We start from the raw sequence: 18,657 nt of genomic DNA on the forward strand, positions 1-18,657 counted from the left end.
AAGTCCAGTAGCTTATCGAGTAAGTACTGAATTAGCTGCTTAGAAATAAAGTGTCCAATATTATGGGGCCAGTGCAAGCCCGAGGAGGCTCGACTTCCTCCCCGCGGAAAGCAAATGCCTGCAGCGGAAAGGAACGGTCTATTTTTTTAACGACCACTCATCAAATAGACCTTTTTCTTAAACAAAAAAAGCACTCCCCCGAAGGAAAGTGCTTTTCATTAGAAAATATTAATCAACCATATGGTCGCTTCCGAAGAAGTTTTTGAACATTTGGAAAGTAGTTTCACGGTTCAGTGCCGCAATCGAAGTCGTCAAAGGGATTCCTTTAGGACATGATTGAACACAGTTCTGAGAGTTCCCACAGTTGGCAAGTCCACCGTCACCCATAATCGATTCAAGGCGCTCATCCTGATTCATGGCACCAGTTGGATGCGCATTGAACAGGCGTACTTGTGATAATGGAGCCGGACCGATAAAGTCTGATTTACTGTTTACGTTTGGACATGCTTCCAGACATACACCGCAAGTCATACATTTTGATAATTCATATGCCCATTGACGCTTCTTCTCCGGCATACGGGGTCCAGGACCAAGATCGTATGTCCCATCAATCGGAATCCATGCTTTTACTTTCTTCAGACTGTCGAACATGCGGCTGCGGTCTACCTGCAGGTCGCGAACGACAGGGAAAGTGCGCATCGGCTCAAGACGGATCGGCTGCTCTAATTGATCGACCAATGCCGTACAAGATTGTCTTGGCTTTCCGTTGATCACCATAGAACATGCTCCACATACCTCTTCCAGACAGTTCATATCCCAGTTGATCGGAGTGGTATGTTCCCCTTTTGCATTGACCGGATTACGACGGATTTCCATCAATGCGGAAATCACGTTCATATTCGGACGATAATCAAGTTCGAACTCTTCTTGGAAAGGGGCAGTTTCCGGGCTTTCTTGACGAGTAATGATAAAACGGACTTTTTTATTTTCACTCATCATTTCGTTCCCCCTTTACTCTTAGAATAGTCACGCTTACGTGGTGCAATGAGTGAAGTATCAACTTCCTCGTAATGGAATTCCGGAGTGTTCGTCGCAGCATTGTATTTCGCCATCGTCGTTTTCAGGAATTCTTCGTCATTACGTTCAGGGAAGTCAGGTTTGTAATGGGCTCCACGGCTCTCATTACGATTTAATGCACCAATTGTAATAACACGCGCAAGCTGAAGCATGTTCCACAATTGACGAGTGAATGTCGCCCCTTGGTTGCTCCATTTAGCGGTATCATTGATATTGATATTTTGGTAACGTTCCATCAGTTCCTGGATCTTTTCATCCGTTTGTTTCAGTTTATCGTTATGACGAACGACCGTAACATTATCCGTCATCCATTCTCCAAGCTCTTTATGAATGACATACGCATTCTCCGTGCCATTCAAAGACATGATGTTGTTCCACTTTTCTTCTTCCTGTTTCACATAGCGGTCAAACACCGAAGAATCAACGGATTCAACTGTTTTCTCAAGACCTTCAATATATTTAATGGCATTAGGACCGGCAACCATACCACCATAAATCGCGGATAGTAATGAGTTTGCTCCCAAACGGTTTCCACCGTGCTGAGAATAATCACACTCACCGGCTGCGAATAATCCAGGAATATTGGTCATCTGGTCATAATCGACCCATAGTCCACCCATAGAATAATGAACCGCAGGGAAGATCTTCATTGGTACTTTACGAGGATCGTCACCCATAAACTTCTCGTAGATTTCAATGATTCCGCCAAGCTTGATGTCAAGCTCTTTTGAATCTTTATGGGATAGATCCAGGTAAACCATGTTTTCACCATTGATACCAAGCTTCTGGTTTACGCAAACATCGAAGATTTCACGTGTGGCGATATCACGCGGTACAAGGTTTCCGTATGCAGGATACTTCTCTTCAAGGAAGTACCAAGGCTTACCATCTTTATACGTCCAGACACGACCACCTTCACCACGTGCCGATTCACTCATGAGGCGAAGCTTATCGTCTCCTGGAATGGCTGTCGGGTGGATTTGGATAAACTCACCATTTGCATAGTAAGCACCTTGTTGATACACGATCGAAGCGGCTGAACCTGTATTGATGACAGAGTTTGTAGACTTTCCGAAAATAATTCCCGGTCCACCTGATGCCATAATAACGGCATCGGCTGCGAAGGATTTGATTTCCATTGTTTGAAGGTTTTGAGCGACGATCCCTCTTGCGACTCCTTCATCATCAATGACGACTCCAAGGAATTCCCAACCTTCGAACTTGCTGACTAAACCTGCTACTTCGTGACGACGTACCTGCTCGTCAAGAGCGTATAATAATTGCTGACCGGTCGTGGCCCCGGCGAAAGCGGTTCTATGATGCTGTGTTCCCCCGAAACGACGGAAATCCAGTAATCCTTCCGGTGTACGATTAAACATAACTCCCATACGGTCAAGTAAATGAATAATCCCTGGTGCTGCTTCCGTCATTGCTTTAACAGGCGGTTGATTCGCTAAGAAATCCCCACCGTATACCGTATCATCAAAATGTTCCCAAGGAGAGTCTCCTTCTCCCTTTGTATTAACGGCTCCGTTAATACCACCTTGTGCACATACAGAGTGAGAACGCTTAACGGGTACGAGTGAAAATAAATCGACTTGCGTTCCTTTTTCTGCTGCTTTAATTGTGGCCATCAGGCCGGCTAATCCGCCACCGACAACGATGATTTTGCCTTTACTCATCGTGACTCACTCCTTTTCCTACCATACTTCGAGAGCACTTAGTTAATCTATCAGACTCGTATATATTTTCTGCTTATACGAAGGCAAAGATTGCACGCATACCGACAATCGATAACGCTACAAAAATTCCAATCGTAACATATGTAGCAATTAATTGAGAACGTGGTGTAACCGTAAGTCCCCAGCTAACGCAGAATGACCATAATCCATTTGCAAAGTGGAAAATCGTTGAAAGTACACCCAGCACATAAAATCCCAGCATCAGTGGATTTGATAAAATGTTTTCCATCATTTGAAAGTTCACTTCAGCTCCAAATGCTGCCGCGACTCTTGTTTCCCAAATATGCCATGTGACGAAAATGAATGTGATCACTCCGGAAACACGTTGAAGTAAAAACATCCAGTTACGGAAATATCCAAACTTACTTGCATTATTCTTTGAAGTGAATGCAATGTAAATTCCGTAAATCGCATGGAAATACAATGGAAGGAAGATGATAAAGATTTCAAGGAAATAACGGAAAGGTAGACTTTCCATAAAGTGTGCCGCCTGATTGAATGACTCTTCCCCACCAGTGGCAAAATGGTTCACGACTAAATGTTGTGTTAAAAATAATCCAACTGGAATAACACCTAGCAATGAATGAAGCCTGCGATAATTAAATTCTCGATTTCCAGCCATGATTTACCCCCCTTAATGATAAAATATGAATTCGTTTTCTAATGAATCTTATAACGTATTAGACGACGATACATATTTTATATCGTAACAATAATGTGACATGTTCATTTTACTCCCAAGGAGTGGAAGCGTCAAGAAAACGTATACATAAATTCGACAATACCGCAAAAATATTTTTAATATATCGATAACAAAAAAGTCGAGGTTTTGCACATGAATATGTTCGAAAATTCTAATAAATATACAGTAAAAATTATATCACCAAAATATCCCAAGGTCATTTTTTCAGAGTATGGGATGATAAATCGCCTCTTCATGTATATAATAGTTTTATAGAAAGAGGGGATTTATTTGGAACAAAAAAAGGAAGAACTGCATGAACCATCCGTTCCAATTTTCGGATATGAAATGCTGCGCGACATATTAATTCCAGAGATTTTAGGGAAGCATACACCTGACATTCTTTACTGGGGCGGAAAACACCTCTCCCGGAAATTCCCCCTGCAGTCCACAGAGGAAATAACCTCTTTTTTCAATGAGGCCGGCTGGGGTTCCCTTACACTTCTGGAACAGAAAAAGAATGAAATGACATTTGAACTGAACGGTCCAGTGATCGAACGACGTCTATCTTTGAAAACGGATGTAAATTTCAAACTGGAAACCGGCTTTATTGCGGAACAAATTCAAATGCAAAGAAAATGCGTGGCAGAAGCTGCTGACGAACTACATAAACGGAGTCAATCGGTTAAAGTGGTCGTACGATGGGACGACAAAGACCTGCTTGAGTAGTCTGATTCCTAATGAAGGGCTGCCCTGAATGTCAGGGCAACCCTTTTCTATGATGATTTTACAACGTGATTTCTTCCATTTTCACCGCATCTAGGTTAAAGGCAGTATGTAAGACACGGGCTGCCTTTTGCATATTCTCCCCATCCACCACTGTAGACACTTTGATTTCAGAAGTACTGACCATCTTCACGACAATGTCATGCTGCGCCAAAACTTCAAACATTTCCGCTGCAACTCCGGGGTTCGAAATCATGCCGGAACCTACGATCGATACTTTCGCAAGCCCGCTTTCATGCTCGACATGGGTGAAATTCAGCTGTTCCTTATTTCGCTCAAGAACGGCAAGGGTTTCTTCAAGATCCTGTTCCTTGATGGAGAAGGATAGATTGGTTGTATTCTGTTCTGTCTGGGTCTGAATGATGATGTCTACGTTCAGATGGTTTTTAGCTAACGTGGTGAATACGGATGATAGTCCTGTTAAAGCGTTGTGCAGTCCGAATACAGTGACCCTTGTAATTTCATTTTCAAACGCTACACCTCTTACAATCAGGTTCTGTTCCATGCTTGCTTCCTCCTCAATATACGTTCCTTCCACTCTTTCAATGCTTGATCTGACTTCTAACGGAATTTGATAATTCTTGGCAAACTCCACTGCCCTTGGATGCAGGACTCCCGCCCCGAGATTCGCAAGCTCGAGCATTTCATCATAGGAAATCGACGGTAACTTTCTTGCTCCTTTTATATAACGTGGATCTGTCGTGTATACCCCGTCTACATCTGTATAAATATCACATCGTTCAGCTTTGAGGGCAGCCGCAATGGCAACCGCCGTGGTATCTGACCCTCCCCTGCCAAGAGTTGTGATTTCACCCGTTTCAGTCATCCCCTGAAATCCTGCTACGATGACCACTCTTCCTTCCTGAAGGTGAGAAGACATTTTGTCGGTATGAATATTGGTAATCCTTGCATTGCTGTGAACAGACTCCGTTTCAATCCCGGCCTGCCATCCGGTAAAGGAAATTGCGTCATGTCCGGATTGGATGAGGGCCATGGTCAGAAGTGAAATGGTCACCTGTTCCCCGGTTGAGAGCAGCATATCCATTTCCCTTTTGCTCGGCTGCGAGGTGATCTCCCTTGCAAGCCCTACAAGTGTATCTGTCGTTTTCCCCATGGCAGAAACGACGACCATCACGTCATTTCCCCTTTCCTTCTCTTCAATGATCCTTGACGCAACATTTTGAATTCTCTCCACAGATCCCACTGAAGTTCCACCGAATTTCTGAACAATAATACTCACGACTTCTCCCTCTTTCTGAGTGCATATTCGCTACTCTTTTTGATGATGAAGAGTACAATCACAATCATCCTAGACGTCCTTAGAACAGGAACTCCTGCGCTGATAATAAAAAAAGCAATGAGAATAATATCTCATTGCTTTATGAACATACAGCAGAACATACAAATAGGTTCATCGGCATTGTGAGATAGCTCTCCAAGATTGAATCATCTTGACAATCCTACATTTCTTAAACGTAGAACCAGCGGATATGATATGAGAGCATAACCACTTCGGCGACTCTCCCCTTTCCAGGCATCTCAATGGAGCTCATACTCCTCTTTGCCTGTACTCTTGAAGTTCGCACCTCTATCACCACTTTTTAAAGTGATAATGATATAAATTTTCGTTAATTATAGCATAGGGGAAATGTTGATTCAATGTTTAATTGAGTCAATTTTTCATTTTATTGTGTTTTTGTTAAGATGCTTTGGATGAGCATGCTGTGGTTGATTTCCGCTGCAGGTGCTCGCTTTCCGCGGGGCTGGCGGTGAGCCTCCTCGGCTTCGCCTGTGGGGTCTCACCTGTCCAGCGTTTCCCCCAGGAGTCGAGCACCTTCCGCTCCAATCAACTCTGCTTTTTCAATAGTTTCTTCTAAACCAACCAATAACCCGTACTCTCATGTTATATAAACCTAATGATCAATATTTCCTATATCTAACACTTCCTACTTCAACTTCTCCACCAATATCTTTGCAACAGCTTCAGGCATTCCAATCTCTATAAACTCCTCAATGGTCGCTTCTTTCATTTTCTTCATGGATCCGAAGTGTTTAAGAAGCTGTTTTTTCCTTTTCGGTCCTATGCCGTCGATTTCGTCTAGGATGGATTGGAAGGCGCTTTTCCCTCTTAGTTGACGGTGGAAGGTGATGGCAAATCTATGAACTTCGTCCTGGATCCGTTGGAGGAGGTAGAATTCCTGGCTCCGCTTTTCGAGTGGAACGATTTGCAGCGGGTTCCCGTATAGGAGTTCCGAGGTTTGGTGCTTGTCGTCTTTGGCAAGACCGCCGATGGGGATGTCGAGTCCCAATTCATTTTCGATGACGTCCCTCGCGGCTTCGATTTGTCCTTTTCCTCCATCGATGATGATGAGGTCCGGTAAAGGAAGTCCGTCTTTCAACACCCTCGTATATCTTCTGCGCACTACCTCCCGCATGGAATCATAATCATCGGGACCTTTCACGGTTTTGATCTTATATTTACGATATTCTTTCTTTGCCGGTTTCCCGTCTAAAAAGACGATCATGGCCGAAACTGGATCCGATCCCTGAATATTGGAGTTATCAAAGGCTTCGATCCGGAATGGGGTATATATCCCCATGTGTTCCCCAAGCCGTTCAATGGCTTTAATCGTCCGGTCTTCATCTCTTTCAATAAGGGCAAACTTCTCTCCGAGTGCCTGCTCCGCATTTTTTTCGGCCAGTTTCACGAGCTCTTTCTTCTTCCCGCGTTTCGGCTGAGTCATCTTCACTTCAAGAAGCTTTTCAGCGAGCTCCATATCAATTTCCTCTGGTAAGAAAATTTCCTTCGGCTTAAAATGGTTGGATTTTGAATAAAACTGGCCAAGGAATGTCAGGAACTCGTCCTCAGGTTCATTATAAAGGGGGAAAAGCGAGACATCCCTCTCGATGAGCTTCCCTTGCCTGACGAAGAACACCTGCACACACATCCAGCCTTTATCAACGGAATATCCGAACACATCACGATCTGTAAAATCTGTCATCGTCATTTTTTGTTTTTCCATTGTGGCTTCAATGTGAAGGATCTGATCCCGGAATTCCTTTGCCCTTTCAAATTCCAGATTTTCTGATGCTTCATTCATTTTAACCGTCAGCTGATTCTTAATGTCTTTGTATCCCCCGTTCAAGAATCGGGCGATCTCATCTGTCATGTCACGGTACGTGTCTTTGCTTACCTCTTTAATACAAGGAGCAAGGCACTGTCCCATATGGTAGTAAAGACAGGCACGGTCAGGGAGGGTCGAGCATTTCCGCAATGGATATAATCGGTCGAGAAGCTTTTTCGTTTCATTTGCAGCGCCAACATTTGGATATGGACCGAAGTATTTCCCTTTCCCCCGCTGTACCTTTCTCGTGGTGATAAGTCGCGGATGACGTTCATTCGTTAATTTAATGAACGGATAACTCTTATCGTCCTTTAGCATGACATTATATTTAGGGTCATATTTTTTGATTAAATTCATTTCAAGCACAAGGGCTTCCAGATCCGATGATGTCATGATGTATTCGAAGTCCTCGATTTCACCTACGAGGCGCTGGGTCTTTGCATCATGAGAACCGGTGAAATAAGAGCGGACCCGGTTTTTCAACACTTTCGCTTTTCCAACATAAATGATCGTCCCTTGTCTGTCCTTCATTAAATAACATCCCGGCTGATCTGGAAGCAGCGCTAGTTTATTCGTGATATTCTGATTCATCATTCTTCCTCCTTCCTTGATTTCTCCCATTTATACAGTGTAAGGTCATGATAAATTGGGTCGATGAGCTCACTTGAATGAAAATGTTTTTCTATTTTTATAAAATCATTCACCGAAATCCCCTGGTTTTTGAAACCTTGCACCACTTTATCGGTCAGATAGATATCCCGATCAGGATAATATCCTGCATCATTGGCAAACACCTCATAGGTTTGCACTTTTTTATGAATAAAAGGGACGTCAAGATATTCAAGCACCCTTGACTCTTCCCATGTGTAAACAACAAGGGGTTGATCTATTTCTTCCAAATAATCGGCCATTTGATACACAGACGGAATTTCCGACGTATAGGTATATAATAGCTTACTTGTATGGGAAACTTGAAGCAGGAGAAACAAGATCAGGAATAGAGAGCCTGCCATTGTCCTTTTTCTCGAAAACAGCAGCACCGTAATGAAGAACCACGATATGCCAATCAAAGGCAGTGCATGGCGCGGTTTCATCACATTCTGGGCAAATAAAGCCCATAGAAAGTAACTGACTGCCAGAAGGACCAGCAGGATGATCATCTGACGGTTCCCGAGCTTAGCTCTCCATAGTAGAATGAAACTTCCACCCAAAAGGAATAGGAGGATAACCGATTCCCCTGCTCCCCCGACCCATACCGTATTCACGAAGAGCAGCTTTCCCGTTCTGTCCAACAAGCTGAGATCCGAGGCACCGATTGCTCCGCCCCATTCCTGAAAATGGCCGTTCGTGAAAGACAGGGCCAATCGCAGAAAACTGTCAAGACCACCTTCTGACATGCTGATGCCAGCAACCCACACGAGCTGAAAGAGAATCGTGATAAGACTATAAACGAATAGATCCATGATCTTAAACAGTCCTGATTTCCATCTAGTATACAGTACCAGCAGGATTCCGAATCCGAGGGCCAAATATGATAATCGTATACCGAGAAGCAGGCTGAACAGGAACAGTGGCAGGATAAGAAATCCGTTATGCGATCTTTCATTCGCCCACACCAAACTCCATATATACCACCACATCATGCCCATAGCAGCTCCCTCGGACATGGGCTGGTTCACCATCAGGACCGTAAAGCTGCTTGTGTAAATAAACGCCGCCGCCACTACTGAATAGGAAGGACGGACCAACCTTTTGACTAATAAAATAAGAGGGATGACGGCACTTCCGTACATAAAAATATTAAATAGGCTCAGGGCTTGCACTGGATCTCCTACCAGCATATGAAAAGCCTTTCCCCCAAGGATAAAATAAGGGTATCCGGGAAAATGCGGCTGCATCTGGTACATATCAAAATGAATCACACCGAGGGCAAAATCCACCATATCCCACGTAGACGCGTATGCTGGTACCCAAATTACCTGAAGAATAAAAACCGACATGATGGCCAATGACCCGATCCCATTTGACCAACTTCCATATTTCCTGATCTTCTCTCTCACCAACTTCACCCTCATACGTGTTAATACAAAAAGAACCAAACATACATTCCTTTATAGAGTGTACACCTTTCGAAAAAGGTGTTCAATCTTTAAGGCAATGATGTTTGGTCCTTACATCCTTTTACTTAGCTTGGGGGCTCAAGTCCTTCACACCGGCTTGAACCTCTTCCTTTGCTTTCACCGTTTTAGGCTTAGTGGAAGTCAGCAAGTAGATGGCGACGAAATATCCGATATAGGCCATCACCTCTTCAATCGAAGGCATGGAAGAATATCCGAACAGTGCTTTAAGGAAAATCCCGACGTCACCCGATAGTAGCGGTGCAGCTCCTGTATCACGTAAGAAATGGGCATAGTCGATCGGATGCTCAGGGAGGATCCAGGTAAGGTCATAAAGATGTGGAATGACACTGCCGATCAATCCAATATCCTGCATCATGGAAATCGCCTGAACAAGAAGTCCGGCAGAAATCAGGATGATGAATGCACCCGTCACTTTAAAGAAGCTCTTCAATGAAATTCTCATTGTGCCTTTAAAGAATAAGTACGCGACAATACTCCCGATAACCACACCGGTGATTGCTCCCCATCCCTGCATGGCCGCTCCAATATCACCACCTGTGATGGCTGCGAAGAAAAAGACTGTCTCTACCCCTTCACGCAGAACAACCAGAAAGGAATGGATCACCATGCCGACAATGTTTCCTGTCGAAATAAAATGATTCATCTTCCCTTCCATATTCCCTTTAAGGTCGCGGCTGTGATTGGCCATCCAGAAGACCATTTGTGTGAGGAGAACGGACGAGACCAGCATAATGCCGATCTTTAAGTACATCTCGCTTCCCATTGCGGCAAATCCGGTAAAAACAACCTGAAAAAGCATCGCTACTCCGACACTGGCCAAAATCGCTAACCCAGCTCCAAGCCAGACATACTTTGTAAACTGGCCATGGTTCGTTTTCTTCAGATAGGTGGTGATGATCCCGATGATCAATAAAGCCTCGAGGACTTCACGAAAGGTGATCAGCAAAGCTTGTAATTCCACGTTAGTTCCCCCTTACCAGCTAAAACGGTTTATGATTTCTTGAACTTATTTACGTTTTCTGACTGCATAGATGATGGCAGCTGCCAGAACTCCCGCAATGATGATGATGGGCAGCCAGTTCTTCAGGTTGGAAATATCCGTCCACTCCTGTTTCTGACTCGCCTCTTCGGTGGCACTTTCAGCAAAATGCCCTACTTCAAGACTCTTGATGTTAAATTCTTTTTGAAGAGAATCCACTATGATCTGTTTACTTTGTTTAAACGCTTTCTGATCGGATTCCTTGGTACCGACGCCGAACAACCCTGGATTCCCCAATGATTCCAACGCTTGATCGAACTGTGTACGGATTTTTTGATCCAATTCAGGATTTTCCCCTTCTACCTTGGGAGACAGCGTTTTATATGTAGCAAATCCTTTTGCCAGTAATCGCTTACTAGTATCATATTCAGAGAAGTTTTTATCAATGCTCTCAAGTCTTCTCGCAATATTGAGGACAAGGAGTTCATCTAAATTTTCGATAGCTTGTTCTTTTTCTTTCTCATCCAGGTTTTGAAGAATGACCTTGGAAGGTTTTTCACCCATATGCTGATCCACTTCTTCTTGGACCGTTTCATAAATCTTTTTGGACTCAGAATAATTTGGAGGGTTTTCATCTAGCTTGATCATGATTTCTTTATATGCTTCTGCTATTTTCTCTTCACTTGGGTCACCGTATGAATAGGCGGCTGCCTGGGAAGTTAGCATAATATTAAGTAGTAAACTTATGAGTGCACTGGTAATAAATATTTTTTTCATCTATGATTCCCTCCTGTTTTCAATGATAATGATTATCATTCGTATTGTCAATAAAAAATAAGCACTCTCACAACATGGAGAGTACTTATTTTTCACGATATAGACAAACCTTATCCTGTTTTATTTAGCGAAATGATTCATTCCTTCTTCAGATGGGATGAAATGGGCCTGCTCTTCTACATACACTTTCCTTACAGGCTTTTGCATCTCTTTCCAAATGGCAGGTAGAACAGAAGACATATAAGATTTGAACTTTATGAAGGAGCGTCCCGTTGTCCGTACATGGTACAATATCGGGATTTCCTTCACCCTGAACCCCTTCCGTACAAGATTCAAGGTCAGCACTTGGGCATAATTGTAATCATGGATGATTTCTGCATGTTCCATCGCCTGTTTCGAGAACGCCCGCATTCCGGATTGACCATCATAAATCCACTTTCTGAGCAAAAGAGATTGCAGTGCTGTAAAGCAGTAATTTCCTAAGCGTCGGTGGAGCTTCATTCCGTTGATGGTACCAAGGAATCTCGATCCCATCGTATAGTCCGCCTCTCCGTTGAAAAGCGGCTGTAATAGATCCGGAATCTGCTCAGGCGGGTATTCTCCATCTGCATCTATCATGACACCGATATGGGCACCCAGTTCAACGGATGCTCTCAACCCTTCCCTCACGGCATTCCCCAAACCGCGGTTATGCTTGAATGTTACGATGTGATCGGCACCCGCCTCCTGTGCCAATTCAACCGTACGATCCGTTGAACCATCATTGATGACCAGCACCTCCACCTCAACGGAAGGATGAAAGGAACGGGGGACCCGCCTGATGACGTCCCCGATCGACTCTTCTTCATTATGGGCTGGCATGAAGACAATGACTTTCTGTTTATTCATGTTGCTTCCAACTCTCCTTTAGGGCCTCGTTTAATACAGGTCCTCTGCTGTTTCCCGGAAAAGGAGCCCCTAATAAATGGGCGATCGTTGGTGCCATGGAAACAAGACTGTGCTTTTCCTGTATCTTCTCACCAGGTTTGACCCCTGGCCCAACCATAAAGAAAGGAACGAACCTCTCTCCTTCATCAAGATGACCATGTCCACCGATTCCATCTGCCTGTCCGTGATCGGCACATATCATAAGGGTCGTATTTTCCATCTTCCCTTCAGATTCCAGCCACTCCACATATTCCTGTATTAAACGATCCGCTTCTTCAATCTTTTCAATATATTCATCATATAAGACACCCCTACTATGCCCAATTTGATCCGTGCCGATTAATTGGACAATGAAGAGATCAGGATCTTCCTCTCCCATGATTTTTTTTGCTTTATTGATAATATTTCGGTCTGCTTTGTCTTTATGCATCACGGCAGTGACCGTTTCAACATCTTTGCCAAACGAATCCACCAGGTGGGCAATCCCGAGCATTTTCCCTTTTTTCCCTACTTTACGTAAAGAATCAAAGATACTTTCCACCTTGATGCCAAGCTTCCAGACCATATTCGATTTCATACCGTGTTCTTTCGGATACGTCCCCGTAAACATGGAAGAGAAGCAGACAACGGTTCTCGCAGGATACACGGTCTCCATATTCAAATACTCGGTTCCCTTCTCCATTAATTCATCAAGATACGGCGTATTTGCTTCATAAAACCGTTCCTTTCTCATCCCGTCAATCACGATGACAACCACTTTATCATTGAGTGATTCGCCTCCTGTCTCTCCTGCTGTAAATGAATCATACTGCTTCGGCTTCCAGTCAAACAGATAATGGTGGAGAATGAACGCCAAAGCGAAAACCACACCGCAAAAGATGAAATAATGGGTCGCAGGAAGTAATTCCCCCGTGGACAAATTCGTCATCATTCCATCCCATACCGAGAGCAAGAGTAGGAATTTCGGCAGCTGTTCCTGGGCATTTCCGCTCGTTGAGTCACTGTTCTTCAACACCAGTTTCCAAAACCGGGTGAAATTCAGCCAGTCCGTCCCAATCCGAAGATGATAATAAAACGTTCCCCAGAAAAAGACCGTAAAGAAGAAATATAGGCCAATCCCAAGTGCCCACAGTGCTAAATCCGGTGATTCAAAGAGAAGAAGATACCCTATGACCGGGATCCATAAATAGTTTCGTAAAAACAAAGGAAAATCATAATAGAAATATAAAATAAATAGGGGAAGTGTAAACAGCAAGCTAATAAGGAATGCGAACCATTCCCCTTGCAGCAATCCCTGAAAATGAAAGATCGTCATAGTCCCTACAACAAAAATAGGGGTGAATGGCTTCCCTTCGTTCAGCAGATTCCAGCATCTTGCCGCCGTTTTTTCGAATTTCGATGCGCTTTTCATTTCATTCATCCTTTCATCCTGCCCCACTGTTTCACTTTCTTGATCGAAACAGGTGATACGGCGATTACGATTCCTCCAACTGCAAATGAGAAAATAAACTTTAATCCATGACTCAAAATAGCCATGGATAGTCCTTTCCCAAGGGGGATACCAGCAGAGAGCAAGGTATAACTCATAACAGATTCATAGGTCCCCAGTCCTCCAGGGGCAAATTGAAATAACTGACCAATGATTGTGACACTGTTGACCCAAATAGACGCTCCCATAGATAAAGGCTCGAGTACAATTATGGATACCCCGTAAAGAATGGCCCCTTCCAATACCCAACTCAAAAGTATGAAGCCCGTTACCAAAAGTCCCCTGCCGCCTGACAGCGCATCCTTCAATATCCCGAGATGTCTTGAAAGACTTTCAGTTGAGATGAATAGAAGGAGTACCCATGCGGCCACTATGAAAAAGATGATCAATCCGACCGTTAAAAAGCCCGGGAGCTTTAATGCGAAGGGGAAAAAGAAAAGCCCGCATCCTGCCAGGACTAAAAGCAATAAAGTATCCATTACCCTCAGAACCACAACGGAATGAAAGGACCTTTCAACGCTAATATGCTTTTCTCGTTGATTCATCACCATGACCCGCAGCCAGTCCCCCACTTTCAAGGGGAACAAGTGATTAAACAGCAAACTGTAAAACAGTCCGATCAAACAACTCGATAATCGAACCCCATCATTCAAGTAGAGTTTCCATGCCATTCCCTTCAGGAAGAACGAAAAAAAATAGATTCCGAGTACAACTAACACAATGACGGGATGATGGAGCACCTGCTGTAAGGTTTTCATCATATATTCTTTATCAAAATAGAAATAGAGTAAGATGAAAAAGACACCCGTCAATACGATCCGCACGCCGTTTTTTGCAAACTTATAGTACGATTTCTTCATGTTCCCTCATCCACTGAACCGTTCTTCTGATTCCTTCCTCAAAGGAAAACAAGGGAGAATACCCGAGAACACCATGGGCTTTCGAATAGTCCGCACACGTAGATGTGACATCCCCAAGTCTCCGATCTGTCACACTCAGCTTAAGGGATGGGAAATGATTTCTCAATTCATAAATCAGGCGTTCCATGGAAATCGGGTCTCCGTTTCCAAGATTGAACGTACCTGATTCATCAGTTCTGATCGCCTTATATGTTCCATCCACAATATCATCTATGTACGTATAATCCCGTGTGTTCTCCAATCCGAAGATGGGAAGTTCCTGACCATTCATAAGCTTTTTGATAAAAGAATAAATGGCCATATCGGGTCTTCCCCAAGGACCGTACACGGTAAAGAAACGGAGGATCGTCAACTCCAACCCATAAATGGACGCATACGCTTTACAAAACGATTCGGCGCTATACTTTGCTGCTGCATACGGTGACACTACCGCCCCCGTCGCATCCTCTTCCCGTGAAGGTTTATGGTTCGTATTTCCATAAACAGAGGAGGAAGATGCGAAGACAAACTTACGGATACCGCTCTCTCCAGCCATCCTCAGCGTATTGATTGTCGCTTTAATATCATAATCGACGTATTCGTGAGGAGCATTCAACGAGTGCGATACTCCTGGTATTGCTGCCAGATGCACGACACAGTCACCTTTAAATTCGTGAAACACCTCTTGAAGCTCGTCTTCATCCAGCAGCAAGTCTTTTTGAGCAAATTTGAATGTCCCCATTTCCTTTACGAAGGATAACTGCTTTTTCTTTCGTTCCGGGGAATAATAGGGGTGAAAGCTGTCTATGATCAACAGCTCATGCTTCTCTTCAATAAGCTTTCTTGATAAATGGCTCCCGATGAACCCGGCACCGCCTGTAACAATAATCTTCAATTTCTTACACCTCGTACCATACCGATTTAATCCTTCTATATTGTACCTTATCGAAGGGAGAAAGTGAAAAAGGGTTGACCCCCATTGTGATCGAAACTCCATCTATGATGAAAGAAGGACTTCAAACACTTATAAAGGGTCAACCCAAATGACTATTTATTCGCTTTCGCCATCACATCGTTCAACATTTTTTCAATGTCTTTTCGGAAGCCTTCTGCTTTTTCTTTATCTTGTGACTTAACAGCTTCTAAGTAGCTTTGAGCATTGTTCGATAAGGACTCATATGATTCATCACCCATCAGGCTCTTAATATCAGAAGAGATCAAATCAATAAACAAAGCACCTTCCAATGCCGTGATTGCAGATTTATCTTCTCCCCAGTATTCTTCGCTCTCTTCATACTCATGTAAGGCAATTTTAGAGAATCCGCGAACGAAAGCATGATTCACTGCTTCAGGGTCGATCGTCTTCACGTCCGTTTGTAAATCGAATTGGTTGTTGATCATTTCTGCTTCTTCAGGAGCGTTGCCTGATAGATAACTAGCAAGAGATTGATAGAATGCCCATCCTTCTGCCTGTTCTGCTTTAGCCGCTTCGGCATCTTCCTTCGCTTCTTCAGAGGCTTTCATGGCATATCCGTTCGGAAGGGCCCCTGCAGCAAGATAAAACGTCTTCATGAGCGTCTTATCCACTACTTGTTTTCCAAGTTGGAAACCAAGTTCATCATCCTCTTCAACCGCTTTCTCCATTTCGGAGAATCCACCATTAATGGCGTCGATCATCTTTGTTCCATATGCCTGATCCCGCTTTTCAACAGTCGGTTCTAGAATTTCATAGAATTCCTTCGCCTCTTCTATTTCTTCATTCACTTCTTCTGTATTGCCCCAGTTCTCGGCTACTTCTGTGAATTCATGTTTCATGGTAGTGTAAAATACTTTTTGCATTAATTTATCAAATAATTGTGCTACGACCACTTGATCAAGGGAACCATCCTTCCCTGCTTCAAGAGCAGTGGAAATATGTTCATCAACCGTATCTTCAAATTCCTGATCACGTTTTTGCACAAGTTCCTGCAAATCGTCCTGATAGATGGAAGTCACTTTATCAAAATCGACATCCTGATCTTCCTTCGCTTTGGAAAGCTCTGCCTTTGCTTCCTCGAATGAAGCAGAGAAATCAACAGTTGCCTCTTCGGTTTCATCTTCCTTTTCCACTTGTTTCGACTCATCTGATGAAGCTGTTTTTTCATTGCTGTTTTTATCATCTGTTCCACACCCTGCCAGGACAGAACCCGTTAATAAGAATGCAGCAAATATTTTCGTTAAATCTCTCTTTCTCATATGTATATACCCCCGACTGATTAAATGATAATGATTTTCAATTCCATTTAAATTATAGCGAGAATGATTCTCACAGTCAACGTATTTTGAAAATTAATTTTGTTGTGGGAAAATGATAAGTGGTTGCGGCAGTTTCGGGCATTGTTGCGGCACTTTCATCGTTCGTCGCGGCACTACCTCCCTTTTTACGGATATTTCGTCTATTCGTCATGACAGCAATTGCATTTATATCAACAAAAAAACACCGGAGCTGAACTTCAGCCCCGGTGTTTCGCGTATGCTCTTATACGTGTTTATTTAATAATTCAGCAAGTGCTTCTTTAGGTTGGAAACCGATTACTTTGTCTACAACTTCTCCGTCTTTAAGGACAACTAAAGTCGGGATACTCATAACCCCGTATTTACCTGCTGTTTCCTGGTTTTCATCAACGTCAACTTTGACGATTTTCACTTTGTCGCCCATTTCGCTATCAAGTTCTTCAAGAACTGGTGCGATCATTTTACAAGGTCCACACCAAGGTGCCCAGAAATCTGCCAGTACCAGTCCAGAATTTGTATCAGTCGAAAATGATTGATCAGTAGCATGTGTAATTGCCATTTATATGCGCCTCCTAAAATCTTTGAATGTAACGTAATTATATCACCGTTTTTTTTTGGATGCTATCTTTCTGCTCGTAGGTAATATTCCCTTTGGAAAACGGAATATACCTTGAGAGAAAAAATAAGGCGCAGCCCGTGATTCAGCTACGTCCTTATTTGTATTCATATTATTCTAATACCCTTTAATCGTTCCTTTAAACGCTTGGAAGGATTAAGAAGAGGATACTTTTAATTTCTTGAATTCTTCCGTTAACATTGGTACTACTTCAAACAGGTCTCCGACGATTCCATAATCCGCTACGTTGAAGATATTGGCTTCAGGATCTTTATTGATTGCTACGATGACCTTAGAGTTGGACATACCGGCTAAATGCTGGATGGCTCCGGAAATACCGCAAGCAATATACAAGTCAGGCGTTACGACTTTCCCTGTTTGACCAATCTGGAGGGAGTAGTCACAGTAGTCTGCGTCACAAGCTCCACGAGATGCTCCTACCGCCCCACCAAGTACATCGGCAAGTTCTTTAAGAGGATTGAATCCATCTTCACTCTTTACTCCGCGCCCACCGGCGATGATGACCTTCGCTTCAGAAAGGTCCACGCCTTCGCTTGCTTTGCGTACAACTTCTTTAATAATGGTGCGCAAATCTTTAATATCGACAGAATGAGATGTAACGTCACCTGAACGTGACTCATCTTTCGCCAAAGGCTCGATGTTATTTGGACGGATTGTTGCAAAGATCACTCCGTCTGTCACGATTTTCTTTTCAAATGCTTTACCTGAATAAATCGGTCTTGTGAAGACGAGGTTACCGCCGGCTTCTTCAAGATCTGTTGCATCTGAGATCAAACCTGTGCTAAGTTTACTTGCCACTTTAGGGGACAGGTCTTTTCCAAGTGCCGTATGACCGAAGATGATGCCTTCAGGCTTCTCTTCCTCAATGACTGAAATGATGGCTTGTGAATAACCGTCAGACGTATATTGCTCAAGCTTATCGTCTTCCACGACCACTACTTTGTCCGCACCATATTGAATCATCTCTTCACCTAAAGCGCTTACACTCTTCCCGATAAGAACTCCGACGACTTCTCCACCTTCAGATACTGTTTTACCCGCCGCAATCGCTTCAAAGGAAACATTACGTAATGATCCGTCTCGAACTTCTCCAAGTACTAATACTTTTCTCGCCATGTTAAA

General features: G+C 43.4%; 16 protein-coding genes and 1 riboswitch. Of the genes, 1 reads left to right on the forward strand and 15 read right to left on the reverse strand.

Features of this window, described 5'->3' with window-relative positions:
- Nucleotides 1–228: 228 nt before the first annotated feature.
- From sdhB to JI667_RS05970, 3 genes are all read right to left on the reverse strand, one after another.
- A complete protein-coding gene (gene sdhB, locus JI667_RS05960; protein ID WP_060671328.1) occupies nt 229–996 on the reverse strand; it encodes a succinate dehydrogenase iron-sulfur subunit in 768 nt (255 codons plus the stop codon).
- Entirely contained in the window at nt 996–2,759 is a 1,764-nt protein-coding gene (gene sdhA, locus JI667_RS05965; RefSeq protein WP_206851183.1) for a succinate dehydrogenase flavoprotein subunit, read from the reverse strand. The genes sdhB and sdhA overlap by 1 nt, the downstream gene beginning before the upstream one ends.
- Before the next feature lie 73 nt (nt 2,760–2,832).
- Nucleotides 2,833–3,441 carry a succinate dehydrogenase cytochrome b558 subunit gene (locus JI667_RS05970; RefSeq protein WP_034757098.1) on the reverse strand — a complete coding sequence of 203 codons (609 nt, stop codon included), beginning with the start codon at nt 3,439–3,441 and terminating at the stop codon, nt 2,833–2,835.
- A gap of 351 nt (nt 3,442–3,792) precedes the next feature.
- On the opposite strand from JI667_RS05970, the gene JI667_RS05975 reads away from it, so the two are divergent.
- On the forward strand, nt 3,793–4,230 hold the full coding sequence (locus tag JI667_RS05975; RefSeq protein WP_244668220.1) for a YslB family protein: 438 nt from the start codon (nt 3,793–3,795) through the stop codon (nt 4,228–4,230).
- A gap of 58 nt (nt 4,231–4,288) precedes the next feature.
- Here JI667_RS05975 and JI667_RS05980 read toward each other — a convergent pair whose 3' ends face one another.
- The 12 genes from JI667_RS05980 to JI667_RS06035 form a co-directional block, all read right to left on the reverse strand.
- Nucleotides 4,289–5,527 carry an aspartate kinase gene (locus JI667_RS05980; RefSeq protein ID WP_206851184.1) on the reverse strand — a complete coding sequence of 413 codons (1,239 nt, stop codon included), beginning with the start codon at nt 5,525–5,527 and terminating at the stop codon, nt 4,289–4,291.
- Between the two features lie 180 nt (nt 5,528–5,707).
- Nucleotides 5,708–5,886: riboswitch (Lysine riboswitch) on the reverse strand.
- A gap of 347 nt (nt 5,887–6,233) precedes the next feature.
- Nucleotides 6,234–8,003 (reverse strand): excinuclease ABC subunit UvrC, encoded by a 1,770-nt coding sequence (uvrC, locus tag JI667_RS05985; protein WP_206851812.1) that lies wholly within the window; start codon nt 8,001–8,003, stop codon nt 6,234–6,236.
- Nucleotides 8,003–9,472 carry a hypothetical protein gene (locus JI667_RS05990; protein ID WP_206851185.1) on the reverse strand — a complete coding sequence of 490 codons (1,470 nt, stop codon included), beginning with the start codon at nt 9,470–9,472 and terminating at the stop codon, nt 8,003–8,005. Before JI667_RS05990 ends, uvrC begins: the two co-directional genes overlap by 1 nt.
- Before the next feature lie 121 nt (nt 9,473–9,593).
- Nucleotides 9,594–10,514 carry an FTR1 family iron permease gene (locus tag JI667_RS05995; protein ID WP_206851186.1) on the reverse strand — a complete coding sequence of 307 codons (921 nt, stop codon included), beginning with the start codon at nt 10,512–10,514 and terminating at the stop codon, nt 9,594–9,596.
- A gap of 45 nt (nt 10,515–10,559) precedes the next feature.
- Nucleotides 10,560–11,309, reverse strand: a complete 750-nt coding sequence (locus JI667_RS06000; protein ID WP_206851187.1) for a hypothetical protein — start codon at nt 11,307–11,309, stop codon at nt 10,560–10,562.
- Between the two features lie 120 nt (nt 11,310–11,429).
- The gene (locus tag JI667_RS06005; RefSeq protein ID WP_206851188.1) at nt 11,430–12,197 is read right to left on the reverse strand and encodes a glycosyltransferase family 2 protein; all 768 of its coding nucleotides are present in this window, start codon (nt 12,195–12,197) and stop codon (nt 11,430–11,432) included.
- Nucleotides 12,190–13,647, reverse strand: a complete 1,458-nt coding sequence (locus JI667_RS06010) for an alkaline phosphatase family protein (RefSeq protein ID WP_206851822.1) — start codon at nt 13,645–13,647, stop codon at nt 12,190–12,192. The genes JI667_RS06005 and JI667_RS06010 overlap by 8 nt, the downstream gene beginning before the upstream one ends.
- 5 nt (nt 13,648–13,652) lie before the next feature.
- Nucleotides 13,653–14,585 carry a lysylphosphatidylglycerol synthase transmembrane domain-containing protein gene (locus JI667_RS06015; RefSeq protein WP_206851189.1) on the reverse strand — a complete coding sequence of 311 codons (933 nt, stop codon included), beginning with the start codon at nt 14,583–14,585 and terminating at the stop codon, nt 13,653–13,655.
- Entirely contained in the window at nt 14,566–15,519 is a 954-nt protein-coding gene (locus JI667_RS06020; RefSeq protein WP_206851190.1) for an NAD-dependent epimerase/dehydratase family protein, read from the reverse strand. The genes JI667_RS06015 and JI667_RS06020 overlap by 20 nt, the downstream gene beginning before the upstream one ends.
- A gap of 152 nt (nt 15,520–15,671) precedes the next feature.
- The gene (locus JI667_RS06025; protein ID WP_206851191.1) at nt 15,672–16,859 is read right to left on the reverse strand and encodes a hypothetical protein; all 1,188 of its coding nucleotides are present in this window, start codon (nt 16,857–16,859) and stop codon (nt 15,672–15,674) included.
- A 283-nt stretch (nt 16,860–17,142) separates the two neighbouring features.
- A complete protein-coding gene (trxA, locus tag JI667_RS06030) occupies nt 17,143–17,457 on the reverse strand; it encodes a thioredoxin (protein WP_201716625.1) in 315 nt (104 codons plus the stop codon).
- A gap of 213 nt (nt 17,458–17,670) precedes the next feature.
- Entirely contained in the window at nt 17,671–18,651 is a 981-nt protein-coding gene (locus tag JI667_RS06035) for an electron transfer flavoprotein subunit alpha/FixB family protein (protein ID WP_206851192.1), read from the reverse strand.
- Nucleotides 18,652–18,657: the final 6 nt, after the last annotated feature.

Origin of the sequence: Bacillus sp. NTK074B (assembly GCF_017303375.1) — a bacterium.
GTDB lineage: Bacteria > Bacillota > Bacilli > Bacillales > Bacillaceae_B > Rossellomorea.

Bases quoted from the DNA above. Each gene is read 5' to 3' on its own strand.
- JI667_RS05970 (WP_034757098.1), bottom strand. From the start codon at position 3,441: ATGGCTGGAAATCGAGAATTTAATTATCGCAGGCTTCATTCATTGCTA.
- JI667_RS06035 (WP_206851192.1), bottom strand. From the start codon at position 18,651: ATGGCGAGAAAAGTATTAGTACTTGGAGAAGTTCGAGACGGATCATTA.
- trxA (WP_201716625.1), bottom strand. From the start codon at position 17,457: ATGGCAATTACACATGCTACTGATCAATCATTTTCGACTGATACAAAT.
- JI667_RS06025 (WP_206851191.1), bottom strand. From the start codon at position 16,859: ATGAGAAAGAGAGATTTAACGAAAATATTTGCTGCATTCTTATTAACG.
- JI667_RS06005 (WP_206851188.1), bottom strand. From the start codon at position 12,197: ATGAATAAACAGAAAGTCATTGTCTTCATGCCAGCCCATAATGAAGAA.
- JI667_RS06010 (WP_206851822.1), bottom strand. From the start codon at position 13,647: ATGAAAAGCGCATCGAAATTCGAAAAAACGGCGGCAAGATGCTGGAAT.
- JI667_RS06000 (WP_206851187.1), bottom strand. From the start codon at position 11,309: ATGAAAAAAATATTTATTACCAGTGCACTCATAAGTTTACTACTTAAT.
- uvrC (WP_206851812.1), bottom strand. From the start codon at position 8,003: ATGAATCAGAATATCACGAATAAACTAGCGCTGCTTCCAGATCAGCCG.
- sdhB (WP_060671328.1), bottom strand. From the start codon at position 996: ATGAGTGAAAATAAAAAAGTCCGTTTTATCATTACTCGTCAAGAAAGC.
- JI667_RS06015 (WP_206851189.1), bottom strand. From the start codon at position 14,585: ATGAAGAAATCGTACTATAAGTTTGCAAAAAACGGCGTGCGGATCGTA.
- sdhA (WP_206851183.1), bottom strand. From the start codon at position 2,759: ATGAGTAAAGGCAAAATCATCGTTGTCGGTGGCGGATTAGCCGGCCTG.